This window comes from Amycolatopsis thailandensis (genome assembly GCF_002234405.1).
Lineage (GTDB): Bacteria > Actinomycetota > Actinomycetes > Mycobacteriales > Pseudonocardiaceae > Amycolatopsis > Amycolatopsis thailandensis.
Genome location: NZ_NMQT01000149.1, coordinates 1 through 12615, shown reverse-complemented (window position 1 = coordinate 12615; position 12615 = coordinate 1). Strand labels below are relative to the sequence as shown.

The 12615-nt window shown below is 70.3% G+C and carries 12 protein-coding genes; 10 read left to right on the top strand and 2 right to left on the bottom strand.

The features are described from left to right. Window positions 1–216: 216 nt before the first annotated feature. The 6 genes from CFP71_RS36755 (at window position 217) to CFP71_RS36730 (ending at window position 6337) form a co-directional block, all read left to right on the top strand. Window positions 217–2412, top strand: coding sequence for a SulP family inorganic anion transporter (locus CFP71_RS36755; RefSeq protein ID WP_208636121.1), 2196 nt, complete (start codon window positions 217–219; stop codon window positions 2410–2412). A gap of 49 nt (window positions 2413–2461) precedes the next feature. Beyond that, window positions 2462–3184, top strand: coding sequence for a dethiobiotin synthase (bioD, locus tag CFP71_RS36750; protein WP_093938520.1), 723 nt, complete (start codon window positions 2462–2464; stop codon window positions 3182–3184). 84 nt (window positions 3185–3268) lie between these two features. Then, window positions 3269–4285 carry a biotin synthase BioB gene (gene bioB / locus CFP71_RS36745; RefSeq protein ID WP_093938519.1) on the top strand — a complete coding sequence of 339 codons (1017 nt, stop codon included), beginning with the start codon at window positions 3269–3271 and terminating at the stop codon, window positions 4283–4285. Continuing rightward, window positions 4272–4475, top strand: coding sequence for a biotin synthase auxiliary protein BsaP (bsaP, locus tag CFP71_RS36740; RefSeq protein ID WP_093938518.1), 204 nt, complete (start codon window positions 4272–4274; stop codon window positions 4473–4475). Before bioB ends, bsaP begins: the two co-directional genes overlap by 14 nt. Window positions 4476–4623: 148 nt before the next feature. Beyond that, entirely contained in the window at window positions 4624–5229 is a 606-nt protein-coding gene (locus CFP71_RS36735) for a DUF2567 domain-containing protein (RefSeq protein WP_093938517.1), read from the top strand. Window positions 5230–5275: 46 nt separating this feature from the next. Beyond that, window positions 5276–6337: a M48 family metallopeptidase gene (locus tag CFP71_RS36730; RefSeq protein WP_093938516.1), complete on the top strand. Its 1062-nt coding sequence runs from the start codon at window positions 5276–5278 to the stop codon at window positions 6335–6337. A 76-nt stretch (window positions 6338–6413) separates the two neighbouring features. Here the strand turns inward: CFP71_RS36730 and CFP71_RS36725 are convergent, their stop codons facing one another. Further along, a complete protein-coding gene (locus CFP71_RS36725; protein ID WP_093938515.1) occupies window positions 6414–7130 on the bottom strand; it encodes an LON peptidase substrate-binding domain-containing protein in 717 nt (238 codons plus the stop codon). 40 nt (window positions 7131–7170) lie between these two features. Continuing rightward, window positions 7171–7806, bottom strand: coding sequence for an NUDIX hydrolase (locus tag CFP71_RS36720; RefSeq protein ID WP_093938514.1), 636 nt, complete (start codon window positions 7804–7806; stop codon window positions 7171–7173). A gap of 122 nt (window positions 7807–7928) precedes the next feature. Here CFP71_RS36720 and nadA point away from each other — a divergent pair, with 122 nt between their 5' ends. The 4 genes from nadA to CFP71_RS36700 form a co-directional block, all read left to right on the top strand. Next, complete coding sequence (gene nadA, locus CFP71_RS36715) at window positions 7929–8939, top strand: quinolinate synthase NadA (RefSeq protein WP_093938513.1); 1011 nt, start codon at window positions 7929–7931, stop codon at window positions 8937–8939. Beyond that, entirely contained in the window at window positions 8936–10612 is a 1677-nt protein-coding gene (locus CFP71_RS36710) for an L-aspartate oxidase (RefSeq protein ID WP_093938512.1), read from the top strand. Before nadA ends, CFP71_RS36710 begins: the two co-directional genes overlap by 4 nt. Continuing rightward, window positions 10609–11499, top strand: coding sequence for a carboxylating nicotinate-nucleotide diphosphorylase (gene nadC / locus CFP71_RS36705; RefSeq protein ID WP_093938511.1), 891 nt, complete (start codon window positions 10609–10611; stop codon window positions 11497–11499). Before CFP71_RS36710 ends, nadC begins: the two co-directional genes overlap by 4 nt. 46 nt (window positions 11500–11545) lie before the next feature. Beyond that, on the top strand, window positions 11546–12615 hold a 1070-nt coding region (locus CFP71_RS36700), incomplete at its 3' end, for a S8 family serine peptidase (protein ID WP_093938535.1).

The window sequence follows — 12615 nt, the reverse complement described above, 5'->3', positions numbered from 1 at the left end:
ACCTGGCGGCCAGAGCGGTGCAGACGCCTCAGCTCCGTTGGCCGGGCGGCCGACCGTTATTTCCCAGGATCCGGGAGGACTTAAGGCTTTTCGCAACATCGACGCCATCTCCAGGCAACAAAACGGCCCGAACGTGGGCCACGCCACCCTTCTGAAGGACGATGTTCACTCGATCAGGTGGTGCATAGCGGACAAATCACCAGTTTCCTGGTGATCATGTTGGTGTCCAAGAAACCTCTCGCCGTGCTCCGTCACGACCTGCCCGCCTCGTTGGTGGTGTTCCTCGTCGCCGTCCCGCTCTCGCTCGGGATCGCTCTCGCGTCAGGGGCGCCGATCGTCGCGGGGCTGATCGCGGCCGTGGTGGGAGGTGTGGTCGCCGGAGCCCTCGGCGGCTCCCCGCTGCAGGTCAGCGGCCCGGCCGCCGGTCTGACGGTGATCATGGCCGAGACGATCGCGACCTTCGGCTGGGCGACCACCTGTGCGATCACCGTCGCCGCGGGGGCGCTCCAGATCCTGCTCGGGCTGAGCCGCATCGCCCGCGCGGCGCTCGCGATCTCGCCCGCCATCGTGCACGGCATGCTCGCCGGTATCGGCGTCACGATCGTCCTCGGCCAGCTCCACGTCGTCCTGGGCGGATCGGCGCAGAGCTCCGCGCTCAAGAACATCGCCGAACTGCCCGCGCAGATCGTCGGCCACCACGACACCGCCGCGCTGATCGGCGTGCTCACCATCGGCATCCTGCTGCTGTGGCCGCGGCTGCCCAAGTCCGTCCGCAAGGTGCCGGGCCCGCTCGCCGCGATCGCGCTGGTGACCGTGCTGTCCGTCGTCGCCGGAATGACCCTGCCCCGCGTCAACCTGCCCGGTGACCTGCTCAACATCCGTTTCGCGCCCGAATTCCCGGACACCGGCTGGGGCGCGTTCGCCCTCGCGGTCATCACCATCGCCCTGATCGCGAGCGTGGAGAGCCTGCTGTCGGCCGTCGCGGTCGACAAGATGCACACCGGGCCGCGGTCGAACCTCGACCGCGAACTGATCGGACAGGGCACCGCGAACATGACCTCCGGCGCGCTGGGCGGACTCCCGGTCACCGGCGTGATCGTCCGCAGCTCGACCAACGTCGCCGCCGGTGCCCGCACCCGCGCTTCGGCGGTCCTGCACGGGGTCTGGATCCTGGTGTTCGTCGCCGCGTTCGCCGGGCTGATCCAGAACATCCCGCTCGCCGCGCTGGCCGGACTGCTCGTCCACGTCGGCGCGAAACTGGTGAACCCCGGCCACATCAAGCAGGTCCTCAAGCACGGCGACCTGGGGCTGTACCTGGTGACGCTCGCCGGCGTCGTCGTCTTCGACCTGCTCACCGGCGTTCTGCTCGGCATCGGGCTTTCGGTGCTGCTGATGCTGCGGCGCACCGTGTGGTCCGGGATCCACGCCGAACGCGACGGTGACGAATGGCGCGTCGTCGTCGAAGGTGTCCTGACCTTCCTTTCGGTGCCGAGGCTCAGCCGGGTGCTCGCGACCGTGCCCGACGGCGCGAAGGTGACCCTGGAGCTCGTCGTCGACTATCTCGACCACGCCGCCTTCGAGAGCCTTTCGAACTGGCAGCAGGGACACGAACGCGCCGGCGGCGAGGTGATCGTCGACGAGGTCGGGCATCCGTGGTTCGCCAACGGCAAATCCGGCGATCCCACCCTGTCCAGGACGGCCGCCGCGCGTTCGGTGCCGCGGTTCCTCGCGCCGTGGTCCGACTGGCAGGCCAAGGACGTCGAACTGCCCGGTCAGCGTGGCGGGCCGACGCTGCGCGGCGCGACCGAGTTCCAGCGGCGCACGGCCGCGCTCATGCAGCCCGCGCTCAGCAAGCTGGCGGGCGGACAGTCGCCGCACACCCTGTTCATCACCTGCGGTGACGCGCGGATCGTGCCGAACATGATCACCACGAGCGGTCCCGGGGACCTGTTCACCGTCCGCAACATCGGGAACCTCGTGCCCGCCCGCCGGGCCGACCCGTCGATGGGCGCCACCGTCGAGTTCGCCGTCGGCGTGCTGAAGGTGCGTGAGATCGTGGTCTGCGGGCATTCCGGCTGTGGCGCGATGCAGGCGCTGGTCACCGGTGCCCCCGACGGCGCGCCGATGCTGGTGTCCTGGCTGAAGCACGCCGAGCCGAGCGCCCAGCGCAAGGTCTCGGTGACCCTCGACGGCGAACGCCCGGACACGGAGGTCAACCGGCTGGCGCTGCAGAACGTGCTGCAGCAGCTGGAGCACCTGCGCCACTACCCGCTGATCGCCGAGGCGGAGGCGCGCGGCGAGCTCCACCTGACCGGCATGTACTTCGACGTCGGGGCGGCGCAGGTCTACCTGTCGGATGACGAGAGCCCGTCGTTCACACCGGTCGGGGCCGTCACCACTTCCGGGGGCTAACGGACGCCGTTCAGTGGGACTCGATCCGGACCCACTAAGTTGTTCCTACGTGAGCATGCTGGTCATAACCGGCACCGGTACGGGTGTCGGCAAGACGATCACCACCGCCGCCATCGCCGCGCTGGCCGCCGGGCAGGGCCAACGCGTCGCCGTCCTGAAACCGGCGCAGACCGGAGTCGGACCGGACGAGCCGGGTGATCTCGCCGACGTCCTCCGGCTCGCCGGGCCGGTCACCACTCGTGAGCTGCGGCGATACCCGGATCCGCTGTCGCCGGAGGCGGCGTCCAGGCTTTCGGGCCTGCCGACGCTGCCGCCGAGCGAGATCGCCGCGGCCGCGAGCGACCTGAACGGCGAGCACGACCTCACCCTCATCGAGGGCGCGGGCGGGCTGCTGGTCCGGTTCGACGCCGACGGCGCCTCGCTCGCCGACGTCGCCTGGTCGCTCGGCGCGCTGGTGATCGTCGTGGCCGAGGCCGGGCTGGGCACGCTCAACGCGACCGCCCTGACCGCCGAGGTCGCGACCAAACGCGGCCTCACCGTCGCCGGGGTCATCATCGGCTCGTGGCCCGAAGACCCGGATCTGGCGTCGGTGTCGAACCTGCAGGACCTGCCGGTCGCCGCCGGCGCCCCGCTGCTGGGCGTGCTGCCCGCCGGTCTCGGGGACGCCGGGCCCGAGGAGTTCGCCGCCAAGGCCAGGGCGGGTCTCTCGCCGTGGTTCGGCGGGGAGTTCGACCCGGAATGCTTCGTCGGCCGCGCCTCGGCCCAGAAGTGACCTGCGTCGCTGTCACCGAGGCGCCCGGTCGTGCACGATGATGTGCCTTCGCACTACCGCCCCACCCCGAACAGGAGCCGCCTCGTGACCACAGCCCCGGAGACCGTCGACATCCTCGCCGTGGCGCGTGACCAGGTCCTCGAGCGTGGTGTCGGGCTCAGCGAAGAGCAGCTCGTCGAGGTCCTGAAGCTCGACGACGACCACCTGACCGACCTGCTGGCGCTGGCCCACGAGGTCCGGATGCGCTGGTGCGGCCCCGAGGTCGAGGTCGAGGGCATCATCAGCCTCAAGACCGGCGGCTGCCCCGAGGACTGCCACTTCTGCTCGCAGTCCGGGCGCTTCCCGACGCCGGTGCGTTCGGCGTGGCTGGACATCCCCGGCCTGGTCAAGGCCGCCCGCCAGACCGCCGAGACCGGCGCGACCGAGTTCTGCATCGTCGCCGCCGTCCGCGGCCCCGACAAGCGGCTGCTCTCGCAGGTCCGCGAGGGGATCAAGGCCATCCGCGAGGACGGCAACGACATCCAGATCGCCTGCTCGCTCGGCATGCTCACGCAGGAGCAGGTCGACGAGCTCGTCGAGATGGGCGTGCACCGCTACAACCACAACCTGGAGACCGCGCGCTCGCACTTCGCGAACGTCGTCACCACGCATACGTGGGAAGAGCGCTGGGAGACCCTGCGGATGATCCGCGAGGCGGGCATGGAGGTCTGCTGCGGCGGCATCATCGGCATGGGGGAGAGCGTCGAACAGCGCGCCGAGTTCGCCGCGCAGCTGGCCGAGCTGAACCCGGACGAATGCACGATGAACTTCCTCATCCCGCAGCCGGGGACGCCGTACGAGGGCTACGAGGTCGTCGAGGGCAAGGACGCGCTGCGCACCGTGGCCGCGTTCCGGCTGGCGATGCCGCGTCCGCTGCTCCGCTTCTCCGGCGGCCGTGAGCTGACCTTCGGCGACCTGGGCACCAAGCAGGGCATGCTCGGCGGCATCAACGCGATCATCGTCGGCAACTACCTGACCAACCTCGGCCGCCCGGCCACCGCGGACCTGGAGATGCTCGACGAGCTGAAGATGCCGGTGAAGGCGATCAGTGACGTCCTCTGACCGACCGGCGTTCTGCGTCCACTGTGGACAGACGTCCGACGGTGGCGCGGAACATTCCGCCTGTCACAACCCGAGAACGGCACTCGAACCGCCGCGCTACTGCACGTTCTGCGCGCGGCGGATGGTCGTCCAGATCACCCCGGTGGGCTGGACGGCCCGATGCAGCCGTCACGGTGAACTCGCCGGCTGACTTTGCGCGTTTCGTCCTCTAAATGCGTTAGTTGCACGCGCATCTACCGCATCCAGAGGACGAAACGCGAGAGATGCGTGCCGGGTTGCGTGCGCTGGGAGCGTCATTGGTTACGCTCTGCACAAGCAGCGTGAGGGAGGAGTCCGGGTTGGGCGAGACGACGGGCAAACCGGCACACCTGTCTTCCAGCGTGCCCGATCCCTGGTCGGTGCCCGTGCTGCCGAAGCCACGCCGCCCGCACCCCAAGGTCGTCGTCAAGGCGGATCTGCTGCCCGCGGTCAGCGTGCTGTCCACGGCGGGGCTGCTCGGGTTTCCGCTGGCCTGGCTGTGGTCTCGGCTCGCGCCGCCGCAGCGGATGCGGGTGATCAACGACCGCGGCGGCCTCGCGCCACTGGAACTCGAGAGCTGGCACCGTTTCGACGACCTCGCCATCTACGGCTTCCTCGCGCTCGGCGCCGGGCTGCTGATCGGCATCGTGACCTGGTTGCTGCGGGAGCGCCGCGGCCCGGTCGTGCTGATCGCGGCGACCGGCGGCGCGACCCTCGCGGGCTGGCTGGGCACGACGATGGGCGTCTCGTTCGCCAACGGCCGCTACGAGATCACTTCGGCGCCCGCCGTCGGGGACATCATCGCGAAGGCGCCGCAGATCGAATCGCCGTGGATCATGCTCGCCGCGCCGCTGATGACGACGCTGGCCTACACGCTGCTGACCGCGTGGAACGGACGAGAAGACCTGGGTCGCCGTCTCGGCTGACGAATTTCCTCTAGGGTGGGCGGCAACTTCTCTAGGGGGCTTTCTCTTGACCGACGACATCGAGGTTTCCCGGCACAACGCCGTCCGCTTCCCGGGTATCAGCCCGCGCGCCTACGAGCATCCCGTCGACCGCGGTGCTCTGGCGACGCTTCGCGCGGTCCCCGGATTCGCGCAGGTCGTGAAGGCCGTTTCGGGCTTTTACGCCGAGCGTGGTGAGCGGCTCATGGCGCTCGCGTCCGGGATCCGGGTCGGCCCGAAGCAGTATCCGGAACTGGACAAGCTGCGCAACGAATGCGCCGAGACGCTCGACCTCGACCGCGTGCCGAACCTGTTCGTCGCCCGCAGTCCCGAGGTCAACGCGCAGACGATCGGCATGGACGAGCCGTTCATCGTGCTCAACACCGCGGCCGTCGAGGCGATGGACCTCGCGTCGCTGCGGTTCGTGATCGGGCACGAGATGGGACACGTGCTGTCCGGGCACGCGGTGTACCGCACGATCATGATCCGGCTGATCGGCTTGCAGATGTCGATGTCGTGGACGCCGGTGAGCGCCATCGGCATCCGCGTCGTCATCGCCGCGCTGCGCGAGTGGTACCGCAAGGCCGAGCTGTCCTGCGACCGCGCCGGGCTGCTGTGCTCGCAGGACCCGACGGCGGCGCTGCGGTCGCAGATCCTGGTCGCGGGCGGGATCGACCCGTCGAAGATCGACATCCCGGCGTTCCTGCAGCAGGCGTCGGAGTACGAGTCGGTCGAGGACATCCGCGACAGCTACCTGAAGCTGCGTTACGTCGAGACGATGTCGCATCCGCTGGCCGTCGTGCGCGCGGCGCAGTTGCAGAAGTGGGCCGCTTCCGAGGAGTACCGGGGCATCCTGGCCGGCGGGTACCCGCGCCGCGACGCGGACGCGCCGTCGTCCACCTGGAGCGACGACCTGAAATCGGCCGCGAAGTCGTACAAGGACTCCTGGAACAGCTCGTCCGACCCGCTGATGAAGGTGTTCAGCGACGTCGGCGAGGCGGTGTCCGGGGCGGCGGGCAAGGTGTGGAGCAAGTTCGGGACCGGTGGGAACGGGGCGGACGGCGAGAGCGCTCCGGAGTCCGGCAAGTAAGTTTCGCGCGTGCTATGAAAGGCCCCTTCATTGCAAAATTTGCAATGAAGGGGCCTTTCATAGCGCTTGAGGGGGCCTAATTCAGGTTCGAGGGGCGCGTGAACTCGCCGAGTTCCCCCGGCGGCATCGGGACCGCGCCGAGCGTGCTGAGGAACCCGGCCTCCCGCGTCAGCAGCCGGCACGCGATCCTCAGCCGCCGCAGCGGGTTGGTCTCCTCCAGCAGGCGCTGCCGGTCTTCCAAGGGGAGCAGGCAGTCCGACGTGAGCCGGTACGCGAGCGCCGCGATGTCGCCGTCTTCGGGCGGTGTGGTCCAGTCGTCGGCGTTCCAGGCGGACTCGCAATAGCGCCGGTGAGCCGCTTTTGCGACGTCGGCGAGCCTGGTCACGGTGTCGCCGTGTACCGAGGCGACCCGGTCGTCGGGCACCCATTCGACCGAGCCGATCAGGTACGGCGCGGAAACGCGGTCGATCTCGAGCAGCCGGAAGCGGCGCCGCGCGGTGGTGACGACGTCGAATCTGCCGTCCGGCAGTCGTTTCGCCTCGCGCAGCACCGTGCTGCAGCCGACCTCGTGGACGTGCTCGGGCCCGCTCACCTCCCGGATCATCGCCGAACGCAGCGCGATGACGCCGAACTCGCGGTCCGGGACGACGTCGCCGACCAGGTCGGCCATCAGCTGCCGGTAGCGCGGTTCGAAAATGTGCAACGGGAGGTGTGTTCCGGGCAGAAGCACGGTCTGTAGCGGGAACAGCGGCAAGATCGCCTTCCCGGAGGACTCATCGCTCGGCTCGGTCACCCGTTCAAGGTACGGGGACCGCGAGGACTTCGCAGGACGGTCACTTTCCGGCGGGCGGACGGAACACCGCGAACGGATCGGTGATCTGCATCCCCTTGCCCGCGAAGGAGAAGAGCGCCGCCGGACGTCCACCGCTGCGCCCGGGCGGGGCGGTGTGGCCGGTGGGGAGGAGCAGTCCGCGCCGGGACAGCACGCGCTGCAGGTTCGTCGCGGAGACCCGGTAACCGAGCGCAGCCGAGTACAGCCCCCGTAACGCCGAAACGGTGAACTCTTCCGGGGCCAGCGCGAACCCGAGATTCGTGTAGCAGAGCTTCGAGCGGAGCCTGTCCCGCGCGCGCAGCACGATGGACTCGTGGTCGAACGCCGTCCGCGGCAGCTCGGAAACGTCGTGCCACTCGGTATCTTCCGGGATCTCGGGGTCCACATCGGACGGTACGAGGCCGAGGAACGCCGTCGCGACGACGCGCGGGCCCGGCACCCGGTTCGGCGCGCTGAACACGGCCAGCTGCTCCACATGCTTCAACTGACGTACGTCGACCTTCTCCGCGAGCTGCCGCCGAATGGACGCCTCGACGTCTTCATCCGGGCGAAGCCTCCCGCCCGGAAGGGACCAGCGGCCCAGGTGGGGATCGAGCGCGCGCCGCCACAGCAGGACCCGGAGTGTGTCCGAGCGCACTTGAAGGACCGCTCCCAAAACCTCGTGGGCCAGGGGGGTCTGGGTGTTAAGATGACTTCGCACGGTTTTCGATTGTAAGGCGAAAACCGACAGTGGACAAATCGGTCCGGAGGGCCAGAACGATGACGATCACGTTTGAGAACGACCTGACTCCCTACGGTGGCGTCGTCGCCGACGCGGCTTGGGCGGAGGAGGTGCGGAGCCTCGCTCGCAAGCGTGACGCCGTCCTGCTCGCGCACAACTATCAGGTGCCCGAGATCCAGGACATCGCCGACTTCACCGGCGATTCCCTCGCGCTCAGCCGGATCGCGGCGAGCAGCGACGCGTCCACCATCGTCTTCTGCGGCGTGCACTTCATGGCCGAGACGGCGAAGATCCTGGCGCCGGAGAAGACGGTCCTGATCCCGGACGCGCGGGCCGGTTGTTCGCTCGCGGACTCGATCACCGGCGCCGAACTGCGCGCCTGGAAGGCCGAGCACCCCGGCGCGGTCGTGGTCTCCTACGTGAACACCACGGCCGAGGTCAAGGCCGAGACCGACATCTGCTGCACCTCGTCGAACGCCGTCGACGTGGTCGCCTCCATCCCCGCTGACCAGGAGGTTCTGTTCCTGCCGGACCAGTTCCTCGGCGCGCACGTCAAGCGCGTGACCGGCCGGGAGAACATGCACGTCTGGGCCGGGGAATGCCACGTGCACGCCGGTATCAACGGTGCCGAGCTCGCCGAGCGGGCCTCGGAGAACCCGGACGCGGACCTGTTCATCCACCCGGAATGCGGCTGCGCGACGTCGGCGCTGTATCTCGCCGGAGAAGGCGCCGTCGCCCCTGAGCGGGTCAAGATCCTCTCGACCGGCGACATGGTCCACGCCGCCCGCGACACCAAGGCGAAGTCGGTGCTCGTGGCCACCGAGATCGGGATGATCCACCAGCTGCGCAAGGCCGCGCCGGAGATCGACTTCCGCGCGGTGAACGACCGGGCGTCCTGCCGGTACATGAAGATGATCACGCCTGCCGCCCTGCTGCGGTCGTTGCGAGAGGGCGCGGACGAGGTCCACGTCGACACCGAGACAGCCGCCCGGGCCCGCGCTTCCGTGCAGCGCATGATCGAGATCGGGCAGCCTGGCGGCGGAGAATGACCGGCCCGGTTACCGCTCTCCAGGCGAAAACCCACCCCGTCTGGGAGGCCGCCGCCGATCTCGTGGTGATCGGCAGCGGAGTGGCCGGGCTCACCGCCGCGCTGCGCGCCCAGGAACTCGGGTTGCACGTCCTGGTGGTCACCAAGGGGGCGGTCTCCGACGGGAACACCCGCTGGGCTCAGGGCGGTATCGCCGTCGTGCTGGAGGGCGAGCACGAGCAAGGTGACTCGGTCGGCAAACACGCCGAAGACACGCTCACCGCCGGTGCCGGGCTTTGCGATGACGACGCCGTCCGCTCGATCATCGCGGGCGGCCCGGCCGCGGTGGCCAGGCTGCGTGCCGCGGGCGCCCGCTTCGACCCGGCGGCCGCGGGAAGGACCGAGCTCGCCCGCACGAGGGAAGGCGGGCACAGCGCGTTCCGCGTCATCCACGCCGGTGGTGACGCGACCGGCGCGGAGGTCGAGCGGACGCTGGTCGCCAAGGCCGGTGACCGGCGGATCCCGGTACTGGAGCACCACATCGCCGTCGACGCGATCCGCACGCCCGCGGGCGAGGTCGTCGGCGTGACCGTCCTGGACCACGACGGCGTGCCCGGGGTCGTCCGGGCGCCGGCGGTGCTGCTGGCCAGCGGCGGGCTGGGACAGCTCTACCACGCGACGTCGAATCCGGAGATCGCCACGGGGGACGGGCTGGCGCTCGCGTTGCGCGCGGGGGCGCAGGTCGCGGACGTCGAATTCGTCCAGTTCCACCCGACGGTCCTGTTCACCCCGGGCGCGCGTGGCCGCCTCCCGCTGGTCACCGAGGCGGTGCGCGGCGAGGGCGCGACCCTGCACGACGCGACGGGCGCTTCGGTCATGCGCGGGGTGCACCCGCTCGGTGATCTCGCGCCCCGGGACGTCGTTTCAGCGGCGATCACGCGCCGGATGGCGCAAGCGCCCGGCGGGATCGACGATCACGTTCTCCTCGACGCCACAGGCATCTCCGGGTTCGCGAAGAGGTTCCCGACCGTGCACGCGGCGTGCGCGGTGCTCGGGATCGACCCGGCGAAGGATCCGATCCCGGTCACTCCCGCCGCGCATTTCGCCTGCGGCGGTGTTGTGACCACTGTGGACGGACGATCCGGCGTTCTCGGCCTCTACGCGGCGGGCGAGGTCGCGAGGACCGGCCTGCACGGCGCGAACCGACTGGCCTCCAACAGTTTGCTCGAAGGCCTGGTCGCCGGGCGGCGGGTGGCCGAGGCGGTCGCCGCGGACCTCGCCACCGGACAGCTCGGCGACCCGCGCCGCGGTGTGCTCGCGTCCCGGGCGACCGTCCCGGTGGCCGACCGCGACGCGCTGCAGCGGGCGATGAGCCGCTACGCCGCGATCGGCCGGGACGCGGAAGGCCTGTCGGTCGTCGGCTCGGTGCTGGATCTCTCGATGGTCGAGAGTCCTTTGTGGACGCCTCGGATCGTCGAGGACGCGGCGCTCACGCTGGTGGCGGAGGCCTTGGTCGCGGCGGCCGCGCGCCGGACGGAATCCCGTGGCTGCCACGTGCGGACCGATTTCCCCGAACGTGACGACAGTTTCCCCGAACGTGACGACAGCGCCTGGCAACGCGGCCAGCTGATCCGGCTCAGCCCGTCGGGGCAGCCGGTGCTGGCCGATCCGATCGCTTTGGAGGTTGTGGCATGAGCGAATTATCCCCGTGGGTCACCAAGGCGCTGGCCGAACACGGTCTCGACGTCGCCGATGTGCACCGCGTCGTCACCACGGCCCTGGCCGAGGACCTGCGCTACGGGCCCGACGCGACGACGAACGCCACCGTGCCGGAATCGGCCGAGGCGCTGGCCGAGCTCACGCCGAGGACGGCCGGCGTGGTCGCCGGGATCCCGCTGGCGCTCGCGGTGTTCGACGTCGTGCTCGGTTCGAGCCTGGAGATCCTGGCCGCCCGCGACGACGGTGACCGGCTGACCGCCGGTGAGCCCGCGCTGGTCGTCCGCGGTCCGGTGCGCGGCCTGCTCACCGCCGAACGCACCGCGCTGAACCTGTTGTGCCACCTGTCGGGTATCGCCACCGCGACCGCCGCCTGGGTGGCCGCGCTGGAGGGAACCGATTGCAAGGTAAGGGATTCCCGCAAGACCCTGCCCGGGCTGCGGTTGCTGGAGAAGTACGCCGTCCGCGCGGGCGGCGGGGTGAACCACCGGCTCGGGCTCGGTGACGCGGTGCTGATCAAGGACAACCACGTGGTCGCCGCCGGTTCGGTGACCGCGGCCCTCGCCGCCGCGCGCGAACACGCGCCCGGATTGCACTGCGAGGTCGAGGTCGACGACCTGGACCAGTTGGAGGAGGCGCTCGCCGCGGGGGCCGACGAGGTGCTGCTGGACAACTTCACGCCCGACGAGTGCGCGAAGGCCGTCGACAGGCGCGACGAGGTCTCGCCGAAGACCCGGCTGGAATCCTCGGGCGGGCTGCGGCTGGACGTAGCGCGGGCGTACGCGGAGTCCGGTGTGGACTTCCTCGCCGTCGGAGCGCTCACCCACTCCTCGCCCGCACTCGACCTCGGGATGGACCTGCGCTGAGGTTCGGCAGTAGAATTCCCTTGTGTGACAAGGGAATTCTGGAGGAATGGTGGGGTTTGCCGGTAAAAGTGCCGTCGCGGGATGCGCTCTGTTCGTGGGACCGCTCGGCATGGGTCTGCTCGGCGCTCCCGTCCCGTCGGCGGCGGTCGCCGAACAGTGCGCGAACCCGTCCGGCACCTACACCGCGGCCGTCCCGTGGGGGCAGCGGCTGATCGATCCAGCGCGGATCTGGCCACTGTCGCGTGGCACCGGTCAGCTGGTCGCGGTGGTCGGCACCGGAGTCGACGGGAGCAACGGCCAGTTCGCCTCCGGCCAGCTCGTCGGCGGCCAGGGCACCGAGTCCGACGACTGCGACGGCAGGGGCACGATCGCCGCCGGGATCGTCGGCGCGCAGCCGGATCCGTCCACGACGTTCGTCGGGATCGCGCCCGGCGCCAAGATCCTGCCGATCCGCTACACCCAGGCGAACGGCGGCGGTGATCCCGGACAGCTCGCGTCCGCCATCGAGACCGCGCTGAACCGCGGCGCCGGGATCATCCTGATCGCCGTCCCGGCCGCTTCCGACAGCCCCGCGCTCGGCGGCGCCGTTTCGCGTGCCAGGGAGAAAGGCGCGCTGATCGTCTCTCCCGCCGCGGGGAGCCAGCAAGGGCAGACGTCGTACCCGACCGCGACACCAGGCGTGCTCGCCGTGGGGTCGACCAACCAGGCCGGCGAAGCGGTGCAGACGGAATCCGGTGCCTACGTGGGTGTTTCCGCGCCCGGCGCCGAACTGGTCAGCACGTCCGCGGGCGCGGGCGGCACCGTGGCGCACCGATGGCCGGTGAGCGACCCGAGCCTGGCGGCCGCGCACGTGGCGGGTGTCGCCGCGCTCGTGCGCGCCTATCACCCCGAGCTGTCACCCGAACAGGTCGTCGCGCGGCTGACGCTGACCGCGCACCGCGGGCCGAGCGGCGCGCACGATCCCCGGCGAGGCTGGGGCGCGATCGACGCCTACGCCGCCGTTTCCGCCGCGATCCCGGCCGGTACCCCCGGTCCGGGAGGGCCGCCGAGCGTCGGCCCGGACACCTACGTCGTCCCCGCGGCGGCACCGGCCCGCGCGGGCGCAGACAAGGTCTC